This window comes from Cellulomonas fengjieae, assembly GCF_018388465.1.
Lineage (GTDB): Bacteria > Actinomycetota > Actinomycetes > Actinomycetales > Cellulomonadaceae > Cellulomonas > Cellulomonas fengjieae.
Genome location: NZ_CP074404.1, coordinates 391,854 through 408,721, shown reverse-complemented (window position 1 = coordinate 408,721; position 16,868 = coordinate 391,854). Strand labels below are relative to the sequence as shown.

Annotated in this window: 13 protein-coding genes; 1 reads left to right on the top strand and 12 read right to left on the bottom strand. The window is 73.6% G+C overall.

The features are described from left to right. Positions 1 to 8: 8 nt before the first annotated feature. The 6 genes from pstA to KG102_RS01870 all read right to left on the bottom strand — a co-directional run bounded on the left by pstA (position 9) and on the right by KG102_RS01870 (position 5,817). Positions 9 to 962 (bottom strand): phosphate ABC transporter permease PstA, encoded by a 954-nt coding sequence (pstA, locus tag KG102_RS01895; protein ID WP_208289568.1) that lies wholly within the window; start codon positions 960 to 962, stop codon positions 9 to 11. After that, positions 962 to 1,963, bottom strand: coding sequence for a phosphate ABC transporter permease subunit PstC (gene pstC, locus KG102_RS01890; RefSeq protein WP_208210149.1), 1,002 nt, complete (start codon positions 1,961 to 1,963; stop codon positions 962 to 964). The genes pstA and pstC overlap by 1 nt, the downstream gene beginning before the upstream one ends. Before the next feature lie 120 nt (positions 1,964 to 2,083). Beyond that, positions 2,084 to 3,193, bottom strand: coding sequence for a phosphate ABC transporter substrate-binding protein PstS (gene pstS, locus KG102_RS01885; protein WP_208289569.1), 1,110 nt, complete (start codon positions 3,191 to 3,193; stop codon positions 2,084 to 2,086). Positions 3,194 to 3,319: 126 nt separating this feature from the next. Further along, positions 3,320 to 4,039: a response regulator transcription factor gene (locus KG102_RS01880; RefSeq protein ID WP_208210151.1), complete on the bottom strand. Its 720-nt coding sequence runs from the start codon at positions 4,037 to 4,039 to the stop codon at positions 3,320 to 3,322. Next, a complete protein-coding gene (locus KG102_RS01875; RefSeq protein WP_208210152.1) occupies positions 4,036 to 5,235 on the bottom strand; it encodes a sensor histidine kinase in 1,200 nt (399 codons plus the stop codon). The genes KG102_RS01880 and KG102_RS01875 overlap by 4 nt, the downstream gene beginning before the upstream one ends. A gap of 99 nt (positions 5,236 to 5,334) precedes the next feature. Further along, positions 5,335 to 5,817: a DUF1269 domain-containing protein gene (locus KG102_RS01870; protein ID WP_208210153.1), complete on the bottom strand. Its 483-nt coding sequence runs from the start codon at positions 5,815 to 5,817 to the stop codon at positions 5,335 to 5,337. A 210-nt stretch (positions 5,818 to 6,027) separates the two neighbouring features. Here KG102_RS01870 and phoU point away from each other — a divergent pair, with 210 nt between their 5' ends. Next, positions 6,028 to 6,693 (top strand): phosphate signaling complex protein PhoU, encoded by a 666-nt coding sequence (gene phoU / locus KG102_RS01865; protein WP_208210154.1) that lies wholly within the window; start codon positions 6,028 to 6,030, stop codon positions 6,691 to 6,693. A gap of 66 nt (positions 6,694 to 6,759) precedes the next feature. Here phoU and KG102_RS01860 read toward each other — a convergent pair whose 3' ends face one another. The 6 genes from KG102_RS01860 to KG102_RS01835 all read right to left on the bottom strand — a co-directional run bounded on the left by KG102_RS01860 (position 6,760) and on the right by KG102_RS01835 (position 16,861). Continuing rightward, positions 6,760 to 7,500, bottom strand: coding sequence for a phosphoglyceromutase (locus KG102_RS01860; RefSeq protein WP_208210155.1), 741 nt, complete (start codon positions 7,498 to 7,500; stop codon positions 6,760 to 6,762). A gap of 53 nt (positions 7,501 to 7,553) precedes the next feature. Further along, positions 7,554 to 8,864, bottom strand: coding sequence for a glycosyltransferase (locus KG102_RS01855; protein WP_208289661.1), 1,311 nt, complete (start codon positions 8,862 to 8,864; stop codon positions 7,554 to 7,556). Between the two features lie 134 nt (positions 8,865 to 8,998). Beyond that, positions 8,999 to 14,050 (bottom strand): glycoside hydrolase family 3 N-terminal domain-containing protein, encoded by a 5,052-nt coding sequence (locus KG102_RS01850; RefSeq protein WP_208289570.1) that lies wholly within the window; start codon positions 14,048 to 14,050, stop codon positions 8,999 to 9,001. Positions 14,051 to 14,161: 111 nt separating this feature from the next. Beyond that, the gene (locus KG102_RS01845; RefSeq protein ID WP_208289571.1) at positions 14,162 to 15,427 is read right to left on the bottom strand and encodes an RNA polymerase sigma factor; all 1,266 of its coding nucleotides are present in this window, start codon (positions 15,425 to 15,427) and stop codon (positions 14,162 to 14,164) included. Then, positions 15,424 to 15,753: a YciI family protein gene (locus KG102_RS01840; protein ID WP_249667430.1), complete on the bottom strand. Its 330-nt coding sequence runs from the start codon at positions 15,751 to 15,753 to the stop codon at positions 15,424 to 15,426. The genes KG102_RS01845 and KG102_RS01840 overlap by 4 nt, the downstream gene beginning before the upstream one ends. 40 nt (positions 15,754 to 15,793) lie before the next feature. Beyond that, positions 15,794 to 16,861: a lactonase family protein gene (locus KG102_RS01835; protein ID WP_249667429.1), complete on the bottom strand. Its 1,068-nt coding sequence runs from the start codon at positions 16,859 to 16,861 to the stop codon at positions 15,794 to 15,796. Positions 16,862 to 16,868 lie beyond the last annotated feature (7 nt).

The following is a 16,868-nucleotide window of genomic DNA, read 5'->3' as shown; positions in this document are numbered from 1 at the left end:
GGTGTCTTTCAGCCGAGGTTCTTGGGGGCGAAGAAGCGGGTGATGAGGCGGCCGAGCAGGTTGAGCAGCATGACGATGAGGATCAGCGTCAGCGCGGCAGCCCAGGCGCGGTCGTAGTTGATGGTCGTGATGCAGTCGGCGGCGCCAGGGGTGCACGGCACCAGGCCCTGCGAGTACTGCCGGTAGACGTAGACCGGGAGCGTCATCATCCGGCCCTCGAACAGGTTGAAGTTGATCGAGTCGATGACGCCGACGGTGATGAGCAGCGGGGCGGTCTCCCCGATCACGCGGGCGATGGCGAGGGTGATGCCGGTGCCGATGCCGGCCACCGCGGTGCGCAGCACGACCTTGACGACCACCAGCCAGCGGGGGACGCCCAGGGCGAGAGCCGCCTCCCGCAGCTCGTTGGGGACCAGCCGGAGCATCTCCTCGCAGGAGCGCACGACGACCGGGATCATCAGCACGCTCAGGGCGACCGAGCCCACGGCACCCATCCGGATCCCCGGGCCGAGCAGCACGGCGAACAGCGCGTAGGCGAACAGGCCGGCGACGATCGACGGGATGCCGGTCATCACGTCGACGAAGAACGTCACCGCGCGGGCCAGCGCGCCGCGCCCGTACTCCACCAGGTAGATCGCCGTGAGCAGGCCGATGGGCACCGAGATCAGCGTCGCGAAGAGCGTGACCTCCAGGGTGCCGACGATGGCGTGGTAGATCCCGCCCGCGTCCATGCCGCCGAACACCCCACGCATCGAGTGCGTGAGGAAGTACACGTCGAACCGCTCGAAGCCGTTGGCGAGCACGGTCCAGGTGACCGAGACCAGCGGCAGCATCGCCACCACGAAGGCGCCGGTGATCAGGACCCGCATGACGCGGTCCGTGCGGTGCCTGCGGGGGTCCACCTGGCGCAGCAGGGCGCGCAGCTCGACGTTGTCGGTGGTGCCGACGGCGGGGGCGGTCATCAGTTGGCTCCCGAGAAGTCCTTGCGGCGCGCGACGATCGCGCGGGCGGCCATGTTGACGAGCAGCGTGATGACGAACAGCGCGAGGCCCGTGGCGATCAGGGCGGAGACGCCGAGCGGGTTCGCCTCGGGGAACTGGGCCGCGATGTTGGCGGCGATCGTCTGCTGCTGACCCGCGGCGAGCAGCTCGAACGAGTAGAGGAAGCCGGGCGACAGGATCATCAGGACGGCCATGGTCTCGCCGAGCGCACGGCCGAGCCCCAGCATCGCGGCGGACACGATCCCGGAGCGCGCGAAGGGCAGCACGGCCGTCCGCACCATCTCCCAGCGGGTGGCGCCCAGCGCCAGCGCGGCCTCCTCGTGCAGGCGCGGGGTCTGCAGGAACACCTCGCGGCTGACCGCGGTGATGATCGGCAGGATCATCACCGCGAGCACGATCCCCACCGTCAGGAGCACCCGCGCGGTCGGGGAGGCCGTGCCCGCGAAGAACGGGATGAAGCCCAGGTACTCGTTCAGCCACGCCCAGACGGGCTTGACCATCGGCGCCAGCACCAAGGCCCCCCACAGGCCGTAGACGACGGACGGGATGGCGGCGAGCAGGTCGACCAGGTAGCCCAGGCCGGCGGCCAGCCGGCGCGGTGCGTAGTGGGAGATGAACAGCGCGATGCCCAGGGCGACCGGCGTGGCGATCACCAGGGCCAGCGCCGCCGCGAGGATCGTCCCGAAGATCAGGGGTCCGACGAACGCGACCAGCGACGTCGCGTCGCCCATCCAGCTGACCTTCTCGGTCAGCTCGGCCGCCGGGGTGGTCAGCGCCGGCCACGCACGCAGCACGAGGAAGGCGGCGACCGCGACGAGCACCAGGAGGATGAGGGCACCGGCCCCCGTGGCGGTCCACCGGAACGCCTTGCTGGCGCCGCGGTCGACCACGCGGGTGCGCCGCCGCACGGCCGGCGGCTCGAGCGCCGTGCTCGGCGTCGGCGGGCTCTGGGTGCTGGTCACGTCTCTCCTGCGTCTCGTCGTGGGTCGTGCGTCCGCCGGTGGCGTCCCGTCTCCCCCCGAGACGGACCGCCACCGGCGGGGTGGTGGGGGCGGCGTGACCACCCCCACCGCTCAGGGGCGTCAGGCCGCCGCGGTGATCGCGTCGATCGCGGCCTGGACGTCGGCGCGCAGCGTGTCGGACAGCGGCGCGGAGCCCGCGGCCTCCTCGGCGGCGGCCTGCCCCTCGGCGCTGACGACGTAGCCGAAGAAGCCCTTCACCAGGTCGGCCTTCTCGGCGGTGTCGTACTGCAGGCACGCCAGGCCGTAGGAGATGAGGATCAGCGGGTACGCACCGGCCGCGGTCGTCTCGCGGTCGATCTCGATGACGATGTCGTGCTCGGGACGCTCCTCGTCGCGCGGCGAGGCGTCGACCGCGGCCGCGGCGCCCTCCTCCGACGGGGCGACCCACTCCTCGCCCACCTGGATGCTGGCCACGCCGAGCGTGCCGACCGCGGAGTTGTCGGCGTACGAGATGGTGCCCTCGCCGCCCTGGACCGTCTGGATGACGCCCGAGGTGCCCTGCGCCGACTCACCACCCTCGACCGGCCAGTTGCCGTCCGCCTCGTACGCCCACGCGCCACCCGACGCGTCGGCCAGGTAGTCGGTGAAGTTCTTCGTCGTGCCCGACTCGTCCGAGCGGTGCACCGGCGTGATGGCCGTCGCCGGGAGGGTCACACCCGGGTTCTCCGCCGCGATCTGCGGCGCGTCCCAGGTCGTGATCGTGTTGTCGAAGATGCCCGCGAGGGTGGCGGCCGACAGGTTCAGCTCGCTGATGCCCTCGAGGTTGAAGACGACCGCGATCGGGCTGATGTACACGGGCAGGTCGACCGCCTCGGTGCCGCACGTGGCGGTGGCGGACTCGAGCTCCTCCTCGCTCAGCGCCGAGTCGGAGCCGGCGAACTCGACCGAGCCGTCGAGGAACTGCGTGCGCCCGCCGCCGGAACCGACGGGGTCGTAGTTGACGGTGACGTCGGGGTTGGCGCTCTGGAACCCGGCGCGCCAGGCGTCCATCGCCTTCTCCTGCGACGTGGCGCCGGCGCCGTTCAGCTCGCCGCTCAGCGTGGACTGCTCGGGCGTGGTCGAGGCGTTCCCGGACCCGGTGGGGTCGTCCGATCCGCAGGCCGTGAGGGTGAGCGCGAGGATGCCCGTGAGGGCGATCGCGCCGGTCCGGCCGTGGAGGGAGAGCTTCACGTGTGTTCCGTCCTGTCCATCGGGCGCACCGGTGTGCGCGGCGATGCCGACGGTAGGAAGCCGACGTGACCGGGTGGACGGCAGAGGGTGAACCCCAGGTGAACGGTGGCCGTACTCCTCGGAGGGCTACTCGCCGTCGTCGGTGAGCTTGTAGCCCAGTCCCCGGACCGTGAGCAGCAGCGTGGGGTTGCCGGGGTCGACCTCGATCTTGGCGCGGATGCGCTTGACGTGGACGTCGAGCGTCTTGGTGTCGCCGACGTAGTCAGAGCCCCAGACCCGGTCGATGAGCTGGCCGCGGGTGAGCACGCGGCCGGCGTTGCGCAGCAGGAGCTCGAGCAGCTCGAACTCCTTGAGCGGGAACCCCACGACCTCGCCGCGCACGCGCACGACGTGCCGCTCCACGTCCATCCGCACCGGACCGGCCACCAGGAGCTCGTCGGCGTCCGCGTCCGCGGCGGGCGCCGGGCCGACCGCGGCGACCGAGGCCTCCCGGCGGCGCAGCACCGCCCGGACGCGGGCCAGGAGCTCGCGCGACGAGTACGGCTTGGTGACGTAGTCGTCGGCACCCAGCTCGAGGCCGACCACCTTGTCGATCTCGTCGTCCTTGGCCGTGAGCATGATGACGGGCACGTCGCTGACCAGGCGCAGCCGGCGGCACACCTCGGTGCCGGGCAGCCCCGGGAGCATGAGGTCGAGGAGCACCAGGTCCGCGCCGTGCTCCTCGAACATCGACAGCGCCTCGGGTCCCGTCGCCGCGGTCACCACCTCGAAGCCCTCGCGCTCCAGCTGGTAGGTCAGCGGGTCACGGTAGGACTCCTCGTCCTCGACCAGCAGGATCCGGGTCATGAGGCGCTCCGGCGCACGTGCGCTCCCTCGTCGTCGGTGGCGGGCAGCGCCGTCACGCTCGTGTGCTCCTCCGCGCGCGGCAGGCGCAGGGTGAACGTGGACCCGCGACCGGGCTGCGACCACACGGTGACGTCGCCACCGTGGTCGGCGGCGACGTGCTTGACGATCGACAGGCCCAGACCGGTGCCCCCGGTGTCCCGCGACCGCGCCTGGTCCACCCGGTAGAACCGCTCGAACACCCGCTCCTGCTCGGCCGGGGCGATCCCGATGCCCTCGTCGACCACCGCGATCTCGACCAGGTCTCCGTCGGTGCGGACGCCGACGCCCACGCGCGACGCCTCGCCGGAGTACGCGACCGCGTTGTCCACCAGGTTGCGCACGGCGGTCACCAGCAGGTCGTGCTGCCCCAGCACGCGCGTGCCGCGCTCGCCGCCGATGTCGAGGCGCACCTTCTTGGCCTCGGCCGTCGTGCGCGCGCGGTCGACGGCCTCGGAGACGACCTGGTCGACGTCCACGAGTCCCACCTGGCCGAGCGCGCCGGCCACCTGCAGCCGCGACAGCTCGATGATCTCGTGGACCAGGGCCGACAGCCGCGTCGCCTCCGTCTGCATGCGCCCGGCGAACCGGCGCACCGCCTCGGGGTCGTCGGCGGCGTCCTGGACCGTCTCGGCCAGCAGCGCAAGCGCGCCCACCGGCGTCTTGAGCTCGTGCGAGACGTTGACGACGAAGTCGCGCCGGATCGCCTCCAGCCGGCGGGCCTGCGTCAGGTCCTCGGCGAGCACGACGAGGTGCGCCGCGCTGACCTGCGCGACGCGCACCTGCACCATCAGCGTCCCGGGCCCGACGGGGCCGCGCGGCACCTCGAGCACCTCGTCGCGGATCACGCCGTCGCGGCGCACGGCGGCCACGAGATCCCGGATCGCGGCGGGGGCGATCCGGCCGTCGCGCACGATGCCCATCGCGTGGGCCGGTGCGCTGGCCCGCACCACGCGGTCGGACTCGTCGAGCACCACCGCGGCCGAGCGCAGCACCGTGAGCACGCGCACCAGGCCGTCGTCGAGCACGGGCGCCGGCTGGGCCGGCACCTCGCGCTGCGACCGCTCGCTCCACCGGAACGCCAGGGTCGCCCAGACACCCACCAGGAGCCCCAGGCCGCCGGCGAGGAGGAGCATCAGCCCGTCGTCGATCCCGCTCACGCGTCTCACCCTAGGGCGCGCACGACGGCACGACGCGCCGCCGGGCTCCCCCGCGACCGGCCCGCCGCCGAGCGTTCACCGCCCGTTCATCCGGACGGTTCAGTCGAACGTCTCCATCAGCAGGGACCGCTCCGCGTCCGTGAGGTTGGTGGCCACGAGGGTGCTGTGCAGGCCGTGCAGCCGCTCGCCCAGCCGGTCCAGGTCGGCGTTCTCCGTGACGGCGCACAGCAGCGACGTGCCGACCGTGATCTGCGACCGGATCGCCTCCATCTGGTCCTCGGAGATCCCTACCGCGGCGACGGCCTTGCTGACCGCACCCGCGGCCGCACCCACCGCGGCCCCCAGCAGTGGCACGAAGAACAGCCCTCCGAAGAGCAGCCCCCAGAACGCGCCCCAGCCGGTGCCCCGCCACTGGTCCTCGTGCGAGTGGTGCATCGAGGGCTTGTCGGCTCCCTGCGGCCAGCTGATCACCGCGTGGTCCACGATCTTGACCAGCCCGTCGCCCTGCGCCGCCCGCAGGGCGTTGGCCGCCTTCTGCGCCCCGTCGGCCGTGTCGAACTTCCATGCCGTGAACGTCGTCATCGTCGTTCCCCTCCTGCTGGTCGAGCGTGCACCCCATCTTGGCGCTGCCGCCCCGCCCCGAACAGGGCGAACCACCGCGAATCGTCCTGTCCTGCCCGCAGGGACCTCAACCGCCGTCGTCCGTTCACCTGGCCGCGCCCGGATGTTCACCTCCCGGTGGCAGCCTGACGCTGCGCGCGGCACCTGCCGGCGCGGCACGAGAGGGAGCACATGCGGGAGATCTTCGACGCCGAGCTGCACCAGCTGGGCGAGGACCTGGTCACGATGAGCGGGCGGGTCGAGCACGCCATCTCCAACGCCGGCATCGCGCTGCTGACGGCCGACCTCGCGCTCGCGGAGTCGGTGATCGCCGACGACCTGGCCATCGACGCGATCGAGCGGGACCTCGACGAGCGGTGCGTCCTGCTCCTGGCCCAGCAGCAGCCCGTGGCCACCGACCTGCGGATCGTGGTGTCTGCGCTGCGCATGAGCGCCTCGCTCGAGCGCATGGGCGACCTGGCGCGGCACGTGGCGCAGGTGGCGCGCGGCCGCTACCCGCGCAACGCCGTGCCGCAGGCGCTCTCCGGCACGTTCGCGGAGATGCACGACGCCGCCGTCCGGGTCGGCCGCCGCACGACGACCCTGCTGAGCACCCGGGACGTCCTGCTGGCCGAGAGCATCGAGCAGGACGACGACCTGCTCGACGAGCTGCACGAGGACACCTTCGCGGCGCTGCTCGGCGGCTCGTGGTCCGGCACCACGCAGGAGACGATCGACGTCACGCTGCTCGGTCGGTACTACGAGCGGTTCGGCGACCACGCCGTCTCGGTCGCCCGACGGGTGACCTACCTGGTGACGGGCTCCCCCCGCCCGGAGCTGGACCGCACCGCCCCCTGACGACAGCAACGTCCGAGCAGATGTGGGTCCCGGCCCACTTCTGCTCGGACGTCGTGGTGTGTCGGGTCAGCGGCCCTGGTTGGCGACGGCCTTGATGGCCTCCGCGGCGGCCTCGGGGTCGAGGTACGTGCCGCCCGGGTTGGTGGGCTTCAGCGTCTCCTCGTCGATCGTGTAGAGCAGCGGGATGCCGGTGGGGATGTTGATCCCGGCGATCGTCGCGCTGTCCACGTCGTCCAGGTGCTTGACCAGGGCGCGGATCGAGTTGCCGTGCGCCGCGACCAGGACGGTCTTGCCGGACTGCAGGTCGGGGACGATCTCCGACTCCCAGTACGGCAGCGCGCGGACGAGGACCTGCTCGAGGGCCTCCGCCCGCGGGATCGGCTCACCGGCGTAGCGCGGGTCCGAGTCCTGCGAGTACTCCGAGCCCAGCTCGATGGGCGGCGGCGGGACGTCGTAGGAGCGGCGCCAGAGCATGAACTGCTCCTCGCCGTACTCCTCGAGCGTCTGCTTCTTGTCCTTGCCCTGCAGAGCGCCGTAGTGCCGCTCGTTCAGGCGCCAGGAGCGCTTGACAGGGATCCAGTGCCGGTCGGCGGCGTCGAGCGCGAGGTTGGCGGTGGTGATGGCGCGGCGCAGCAGCGACGTGTGGACGACGTCGGGCAGCACGCCCGCGTCGGTCAGCAGCGTCCCGCCGCGCTTGGCCTCCGCGACACCCTTCTCCGAGAGGGGCACGTCGACCCAGCCGGTGAAGAGGTTCTTCGCATTCCACTCGCTCTCGCCGTGGCGGAGCAGCACGAGGGTGTAGGTCATGGGTCCATCCTGCATCAGCGCGCGCCGACCGGCCTGGGACGTCCGGTCCACGGTCACGCCGAGACGCGCGACGCCCGCACCTCTCCGGCGACCGAGTACACCTTGAGCATCTGGTCGGCGGTGGTCTCCCAGCCGAACCGCTCGGCCACCCGCCGGGCACCGACGGCGTACCTGGCGCGGTCGTCCGCGGAGGCCAGCACGTCGGCGATGACGTCGGCCCAGACGACCGGGTCGTGGCCGCGGACCAGCCGTCCGGAGACGTCGTGGTCGACGATGGTGCGCAGCCCACCCACGCAGGCGGCGATCACCGGCACGCCGCTGGCCTGGGCCTCGGCGGCGACGAGCCCGAAGGACTCGCTGCGCGACGGCATCGCCACGATGTCGGCGGCGTGGTACCAGGTCGCCAGCGTGTCGCGGTCGGCGGGCGGGTGCACGACCACGTCGTCGGGGACGCCGACCACCGTCGCGAGCGCCCGGAGCTCCCGGACCGCGCTCGACCGGCCGGACGGGCCACCCAGGACGACGAGCAGCGGTACGGGCCGGCCCGTGGCCCGCAGCACACCGAGCGCGCGGACCAGGACGTCCGGGGCCTTGAGCGCCTGCACGCGGCCCGCGAACAGCACGATCTCGCGGTCGGCGGGCAGGCCGAGCGCGCGCCGCGCGGACGCCTTGTCGCCCGGGACGAACCGGTCGAGGTCCACGCCCGGCTCCACCACGTGCACGCGGTCGGGGTCGGCCCCGTAGAGCTCGACGAGCTCCTCCGCCTCCACCGGCGTGCTGGCCACCAGCGCGTCCGCCGTGGCGACGAGCTGCTCCTCCCCGACCACACGCTGGGTCGGCTCCGGGTCGTCGCCCGGCGCCAGGGACGCGTTCTTCACGCGAGCCAGCGTGTGGGCGGTGTGCACCAGGGGCACCTCCCAGCGGTCGGCCGCGATCTGGCCGACCTGGCCCGACAGCCAGTAGTGGGAGTGCACGACGTCGTACCAGCCCGGCCGGCGTGCCGCCTCCCAGCGCAGCACCCCCGCGGCCATGCCGCACAGGACGGCCGGCAGGTCGTTCTTGTCCAGCCGCTCGAACGGTCCCGCGGCGACGTGGTGCACGAGGATCGGCGGCACGACGCCGGGCTCGACGTCCTGCGCGAGCAGGACCGCGCGGACGTCCTCGCCGACGATCGGCCGCCCGTCGGCGTCGGTTCCGGGCAGGACGACCGTCTCGGGCTGGTCGGAGGACGTCGCCCGCGTGAAGATCTCCACGCGCGCGCCGCGGGCGGCGAGTGCGCGGGACAGCTCGAGCACGTACACGTTCATCCCGCCGGCGTCGCCCGTGCCCGGCTGGTCGAGCGGCGACGTGTGCACCGACAGCATGGCGACGCGCGGGACGTGCTCGAGGGTCACGGGCGCTCCTGTTCGCGGACGGGTCAGCACCCATTCTCACGCACGGGACGCACGCTCACCTCACGGGTGCGCGCGGGGCTCCCCCGCAGGTCACCCGTCCGGGCTCACCGCACGACCAGCAGGCGCGGCGCTCCGATCCACGGCAGGTAGGTCCGGTCACCCGCATAGGTGACGAGCACGAGCGAGGTCCGGGTGCCGGCCGGCAGGGTGACCTCCGCGGCACCTCGGGCGTCGAGCGTGGCCGAGCCCCTGCGCGAGCCGTTGACCCAGACGTCGACCGTTCCGGTGGGCGTGAAGCCCGCGACCCCGGCCACCTGGACGAGGACCACCTTCGGGTCACTGCGGCCCACGGTCCAGTCGGTGCCGTCGGTGCGGACCGACGGCAGCGTCTTGGTCACGGTCAGCGTCGCCGCCGCCGACGTCGACCCCGTGACGGGCGGGTCGGCGGTGGGGGCACCTGCGTAGACCGCGGTGACCCGGTGCCGTCCGGTGGCGACGTCCGCGGGGAGGCGGACGCTCGCCGTGCCGGCGGCGGTCAGGGTCGCGGTGGCCACCGGCGTGCCGTCGACGAGCACCTGCACGGTCCCCGCCGGCGCGCCGCCGGATGCCTTGACCGTGACGCGCGCGGTGACCGGGTTCCCGAACGCCACGACCGGCGAGCTCAGCGACAGCGTGGTCGTCGACGCGACCGGCGGGGCGGTCGAGACGCCGAGCACGTCGGCCAGCAGGTCGACCGCGCCGCTCGCGTCGCCGGACATGAGCGCGTGCTCCGCGTCGGCGGTGGTGGCGGCGTCGTCGGGACCCGAGGCGGCCTGCGCGAGATCGCGCACCAGCGAGACGACGGTGCCCGCAGCGGCCGCCGTGTCACGCTCGGTGCCGTTCAGCTCCTCGGCCGCGGCGAACAGCAGCCGGACCGCCTGCGCCGTCCGGGCCGGGTCGAGCGCCGAGCCGGCCCAGATCGGCGCGTCGAGGACAGCCTGCACCGCTGCCTGTGCGTCGCCCGTCAGGGTCCCGGCGAGCGCGGTCAGCCGGTCGCGCTGCGCGTCCGTGCGCAGCCCCCAGCCGTAGGGGTACAGCGGCGCGTACGTCTCGTCGCCGACGTTGACCGGGACCTGGTCCGCGGCTGCGGGCCAGCTGACGGGGAGGCGGCCGGTGAACGGCCGGGTGCCGAACAGCACGTCGGCGACGCCGGCGCCCTCGGTGCCCGGCAGCCACGAGGCGACCAGGGCGTCGATGTCACCGAGCTGGTCGGTGACCAGCTGGGGGCGGCCCGACACGACCAGCACGACGCACTCGAGCGCGCCGCAGACGGTGTCGATCGCGGCCCGGTCGGCCGCGCTCAGGCTGAGCGACTTGCCGTTGTTCCCGACGTCGCCCTGGCCCTCCGCGTACGGCGTCTCGCCGACCACGACGACGCCGACCTGCGCGTCTCCCACGGGCGCCGAGGCGTCCTCGGAGTACGTGACGGCCGAGTTCGCGGCCTGGATGCCCTCGAGGATCGACGTGCCCGGCGTGATGTCGCCCGAGCCGCCCTGCCAGGAGATCGTCCAGCCGCCGGCCTGGTTGCCCAGGTCGTCGGCGTTGGAACCCGCCACGTAGAGCTTCGTGTCGGCCGCCAGCGGCAGCAGGTCGGCCGTGTTCTTGAGCAGCACCTGCGACTTGCCCGCCGCCTCGCGCGCCACCGCCCGGTGCGCGTCGGAGCCCACGTCCGCCGCCAGCGAGCGGTCGGCGAACGGGACGTCGAAGAGCCCGAGCGCGAACTTCTGGGTGAGGATCCGCCGGACGGCGTCGTCGACCCGCTCCTGGGCGACGTCGCCCGAGCCCATCTTGTCGGTGATGGCCGTGATGAACGCCCCGAAGTTGTACGGCGCCATCGCCATGTCGAGGCCCGCGTTCACCGAGCGCGCGGCCTTGTCGGCGTAGGTGCCGCCGGGCAGCTTGTCGATGCCCTCCCAGTCGCTGATCAGGAAGCCGTCGAAGCCGAGCTCACCCTTGAGCAGGTCGGTGTTGAGGGCGCCGTGCTCGTGCATCCGGATCGGGTCCGCCCCCGCCACCGACACCGCCGAGTACGACGGCATGATCGACCCGACCCCCGCGTCCAGCGCGGGCACGTACGGGTCGACGTGCAGCCGCCGGAGCTCGTCGAGGCTCTCGACGTGGGTGACGCCCTGGTCGATGGGGTAGCCGGAGCCCGCGAGCGCGGGGTCGTACGTGGTGCCGCCGTCGCCCACCCAGTGCTTGGCGGTGGCCAGCACCTTGTCCGGCCCGGACAGGTCGCTCGGGTCCGTGCCCTGCAGCCCGACCACCGCGGCGCCCGCCATCGCCGTCACGAGCGCCGGGTCCTCGCCGAAGGACTCGTAGGACCGGCCCCACCGCTCGTCACGCGTGACGCACAGGCACGGCGCGAACGTCCACGGCACGCCGGTCGCGCGGACCTCCTGCGCCGTGGTGCGCTGCACCTGCTCGACGAGGTCGGCGTCGCGCGCGGCCCCGAGCCCCTCGTTGTGCGGGAAGATCGTCGCGCCGACCACGTTGTTGTGGCCGTGCACCGCGTCGACGCCGTAGATCAACGGGATCTGGAGGCGCGTGGACAGGGCCTGGCGCTGGAACGCGTCCACCATGTCCGCCCAGCCGGCGGCCGTGTTCTGGGCCGGCACGGAGCCGCCGCCCGAGAGCACGGAGCCGAGGCCGAGGTCCGCGATCTGCGTGGGCGACTGCAGGCCGAGGCGCTCCGCCTGGGTCATCTGGCCGACCTTCTCGGCGAGCGTCATCCGGCCCAGCAGGTCGTCGACGCGCTCGTCGGTGGGCCGGGACGCGTCCAGGTAGGGGGCGCCCACGGCGTTGAGGACGACCCGCGGGGTGGTGCCGACGGCGGCGCCCGAGGCGCTCAGGTCGACCGTGAGCGTGCGGGCGTCGTCGACCGCGTCGGTCGCGTGCGTCACCACCTCGATCGTCTGCGCCGAACCGGACGCGGCCCCCGCGGGGAACGTGAGCGTGCCGCTGAACGCGTCGTAGTGCGTGCCGGCCACGGCGGTGCCGGCACCGTTCGCGTAGTCGACGGTGACGTCCGCGGGAAGCGGCTGGCCGTCGGTCGTCGTCAGGACCACCGGGACCTGCGCCGTCGCGCCGGGGTCGACCAGGACCACGTCGTCGGAGTCCACCGTGGCCGTCGGCGCGGGGACCGCGGAGCCGTACAGCTGGACGTCGTCGACGGCCCAGGAGACGGTCGTCGCCGTGCCGGGCACCATCGTGATCGCGTAGCCCCAGGCCGACGTCAGGTCGAGGGTGCCGTTGCGCGTCGCCGCGTCACCCGGCTGGTACCCGCTCAGCGTGAACTGCGAGAACGGGAGGTCGACGATCTTCCAGCGGCTGCCGTCGCTGGACCAGTTGTCCTTGAACGTGGCGGCCCACACCTCGGAGTGCTCGCCGTCCGGTCCGCCGTCCTTGAGCTCGACCTTGATGTCGTCGCCGGCGGTCGGGCTCGCGGGGCGCGTCGGCTGCGACGCGTACCAGGCGAGCCGGATGCCGCGGAACGAGCTCCAGTCCTGGCCGGCCGCGAGGTTCTGGCTGAACCCGCCCCACCCGCCCGACGGGATCTGGTAGTCGCCGGACAGCACGTGGTTGTCCGCCGGTAGCCCCTCGCGCTCCTGCTCCGTGACCCCGAGGCGCACCAGGTCCGCCGCCGAGCCCCACGTGAAGATGCCGACCGTGGAGCCCGGCTCCGCCAGGGGCACCTCGCCCTCGGCGTCCTCGATCGTGCTGACGCGGTCGTACAGCCCGAGGTCGTCGAAGGCCCACGCCCCGGCGCCCAGGTCGGTCAGGGTCACCGCGAAGCCGGTGCTCGCCGACGGGTCGAACCGGGCGTCCGAGGCCGGGGTGCCCTTGAGGCGCAGCTGGGAGAACGCCACGCTGACCTGGCGCCAGCCCGCGGTGTCGTCCGTGACCGACCGCTCGAACAGCTGGCCGCCGCTCTTGAGCTCGTACCGGAGCTCTCCGCCCTCGCCGGTGCCCAGGAACCAGAACGTGAAGCCGTCGTGCGCCGACCAGTCGGTGGCGGCGATGTCGTGCGTGAACCCGAACCAGTCCCCCGCGGCCGGTTCAGCCCCGACGGTGGCGATCAGGCCGTTGCCGCCCCGGTCCACCGGGCCGGTGCTCAGCACCGGGGTGACCGGCGCGCTGGCGCCCCAGGTCGTGTACCCGGCCGGGACACCGGACTCGAAGTCGTCGAGCACCGTGACGCCGCCGACGTCCGGCAGCTCGCCGTGCGGCGCGATGGTCACCGACGTGCTGGTCCGGCCGCCGAGCACGAGGGCGTCGGACGGCTCGGAGAGGGTCAGCTCGACCGTGCGCACCTGGCCGAGCGGGCCGTGGTCGACCGTCGGCACGGACACGGACGCCTCGGTGCTGCCGGCCGGGAACGTGACGGTCTCGTCGACGGCGGTGTAGTCGGTCCCGGCCACCCCCGTGCCCCCGGTGGACCGCACCCGGACGGTGGCGTCGGCCTCCGCGGCGGACGCCAGGATCAGCGGGACGGTGGCCGTCTCACCCGCGCGGACGGTGGTGGTGGACCGGGCGAAGGCGACCGCCGTCTGCGTCGCCGTGCCGTAGACCTCGAACGAGAACAGTGAGTAGCCGTACCAGTGGGGGCGGGCGGGGTCCCAGTCGAAGCTCGTGCGCTGGGTCATGTGCACCCGCACGTACCGGGCGTCGGTGGCCGCGAACGTGACGTCGTCGGTGCCGCCGTCGCCCGCCTCCTCCGCGTGCACCGCGGTCCAGGACGCCGGGTCGTCGGGCGCCGTCGTCGCCACCTGTACCTCGTAGCCCGCGGCGAACGCGGCCTCCCACGCCAGCACGACGTGGTCGACGGACGCCTCCGCGCCGAGGTCGACCTGCACCCACTGGGCGTACGGGACGTCCTCGTCGGGGCCGTTGCCGCTGGCCCACCGGGTGGCCGGGTCCCCGTCGATGGCCGCGTCCGGAGGGAACGTGCCGTCGGCGTCGGACTGGAACTGCGAGGCGGTCGCCGTTCCCGTCCGGGCGAGGTCGCCCGGTGCGGCGAGCGCCGGCGTGGCGAGCGCGACCACCGCGAGCGGCATGACCAGGGCCAGGGCGGTGAGGCCGGCGGGGACGGGGTTCGGGCGGTCGGCTCGGCGCACGGTCACTCCCTCGAGACGCGGCCGGCCTCGGTCGCGGGCCTCGTTGCCCTTTCCGTGCGGTCGGCCTCGCCAGACAATCACAAGCACTTACTGGGCGGTAAGTCCCCTAGATCACGATTCCGTAACGGACCTCCGGGGCGCGCCGGGCGGTACGAGCTGGTCCCGGCGACGCCTCAGGTACGCGATCTCCGCGGTGTTGCCCGCGAGCGCGATCGCCTCGTCGTACGCCGCCCGGGCGTCCGCGCCGCGGCCCAGCCGACGCAGCAGCTCCGCGCGGGTCGCGTGGAACGCGTGGTACCCGACCAGCGTCCCCAGCCCGTCGACCAGGGCCAGCGCGACGTCCGGGCCGTCCAGCTCCGCGACCGCGACCGCCCGGTTGAGCGCGACGACCGGCGACGGGTCGATGCGGACGAGCTGGTCGTAGAGGGCGACGACCTGCGACCAGTCGGTGTCGCGAGCGTCGCGGGCGGAGGTGTGCACCGCGTTGATCGCGGCCAGGACCTGGTAGCGGCCCGGCGCCGCCCCGGTGCCGAGCCGCTCGCGCACCAGGCGGTGCCCCTCGGCGATCAGCTCCGCGTCCCAGGCGCCGCGATCCTGCTCATGGAGGGTCACCAGCTCGCCGCTCGCCGAGATCCGGGCCGGCCGCCGCGCCTCGGTGAGCAGCATGAGCGCGAGCAGGCCGGCCACCTCCCCGTCCTGGGGCAGGAGCGTCCGGAGCATCCTCGTGAGCCGGATCGCCTCGGCGGTCAGGTCCGCGCGGACGGGATCGGTGTCGGGGCCGCTGGCCAGGTAGCCCTCGTTGAAGACGAGGAACAGTGCGGCCAGGACGCCCGTGACCCGCGCCGGCAGGTCCTGCGCCCGCGGCACCCGGTACGGGATGCCGGCCGCCGCGATCTTCGCCTTGGCGCGCGTGATCCGCTGCCCCATCGCCGCCTCGCGCACCAGGAACGCCCGGGCGATCTCGGGCACCGTCATCCCGCCGACCAGGCGCAGCGTCAGCGCCACGCGGCTCTCCATCGCGAGCGCCGGGTGGCAGCACGTGAAGATCAGCCGGAGGCGCTCGTCGTCGACGGCACCCACGGGCTCGCGCGGGCCGTCGTCGTACAGCATCCGCGCCCCCCGTTCCTTGTCCTCGCGCTTGCTCTCGCGGCGGATCCGGTCGATGGCCTTGCGGTTGGCCGTGGTGGTCAGCCAGGCGCCGGGGTTCGGGGGCACGCCGTCGGTGGGCCACCGCTCGACCGCGCTCGCGAACGCCTCGGCGGCGGCCTCCTCGGCGATGTCCAGGTCACCGAACCGCCGCGTCAGCGACGCCACGATCCGGGCCCACTGCTCCCGGTGGACGCGGGAGATCGCCTGGGCGGCGTCGATCGCGGTCACCTTGCCAGGAACGGCCGGACCTCGACCCGGCGGTTGCACGCCGCCGACCCCGCCGCGGCGAGCTCGAGCGCCACGTCGAGGTCAGGAGCCTCGATGAGCCAGAAGCCCGCGACGTGCTCCTTCGTCTCCACGAAGGGACCGTCGGTGACCAGCACCTGCGCACCCCGACCGTCCACGACCGTGGCCGTGTCGGGCGCGTCGAGCCCTGCCGCGAACACCCAGTGGCCGTCGGCCACGAGCCGGTCGTTGAACACGTCGATGGCCTCCATCTCGGCCGGGGTGGCCGAGCCGGTGGCGTGGTCGATCACCGAGAACAAGTACTGCACGTGGACCATCTCCTGTGGTGGGGCGCCCCTGGTGGGCGGCTCACTCCTGCAACGAACGGCGTTCCCCCTGTCCGACACCGTGGCCCAGGACGATGCAGGCCGGTGCGGGGATCGGGATCGTACCGACGGCGCTGCCGTCCGCGGCGAGCACCGCGAGATCGTCGGACGTCTGCCCGGCGACGACCGTCCAGCCGTCGACCACCGCGAAGTGCCGCGGCCAGCTGCCGGGCAACGCGTCGTCTGCCACCGGGTCGAGCAGCCCGTCGGCGCGGACGGTGAACCGTGCGAGCACGTCCGCCTCCCGCACGCCCACCAGCAGCCGCTCGCCGTCCAGCGCGACGTGCGACGGCAGCACCCGGCCGCCCGACCGGGCCGGCGTCGTGGTGGCCGGCAGCGTCTGCACCAGCGTGCCGGCGCCGTCGGCCCACGCCAGCACGCGGACCGTCACGTCCAGCTCCCCCACCACGTACGCGAACCGGCCGTCGGCGCCGAACGCGAGGTGACGCGGGCCCGTGCCGGCGGGCAGCACGGCCGCGATGCCGTCCTCGACCAGCCGGCCGGCCGCGCGTCGGTAGCGGCGGATCTCGTCGGTGCCCAGGTCCACCACCAGCACGAACCCGCCGGGGTCGAGGGCGACGAAGTGCGCGTGCGACGACTCCTGACGGCCCTCGTCGGGACCCGAGCCGGTGTGCCCGAGCACCTGGTCGGGGCCGCCCGTCGCGAACCCGCCGTCCGCGTCGAGCGGCAGGACCGCGAGGGTGCCCGACGAGTAGTTGGCGACGAGCAGCGCGGACGCGTCGTCGTCGAGCAGCAGGTGGCAGGGGTCGGCGCCGCCGGACGGGACAGTGGCGCGGTGCAGGAGCGAGTCGCCGACGACGTCGAACGCGCTCACCGTGCCGTCCGCCTGCTCGTTGGCGGCGTACAGCACCGAGCCGCGCTGCGCGAGGAAGCTCGGCGACGGGGTCTCGACCACCAGCCGCGCGCTGCTCAGCCCACCGGTCGCGGGGTCGAGGTCCACCCGCCAGATCCCCTCCCCCTGGCCGACGGGCGTGCCGGCACCGGCCGCGGGGTAGGTACCGATCCACAGGGGGTTCTGCTGCGCGCTCACGACGAGG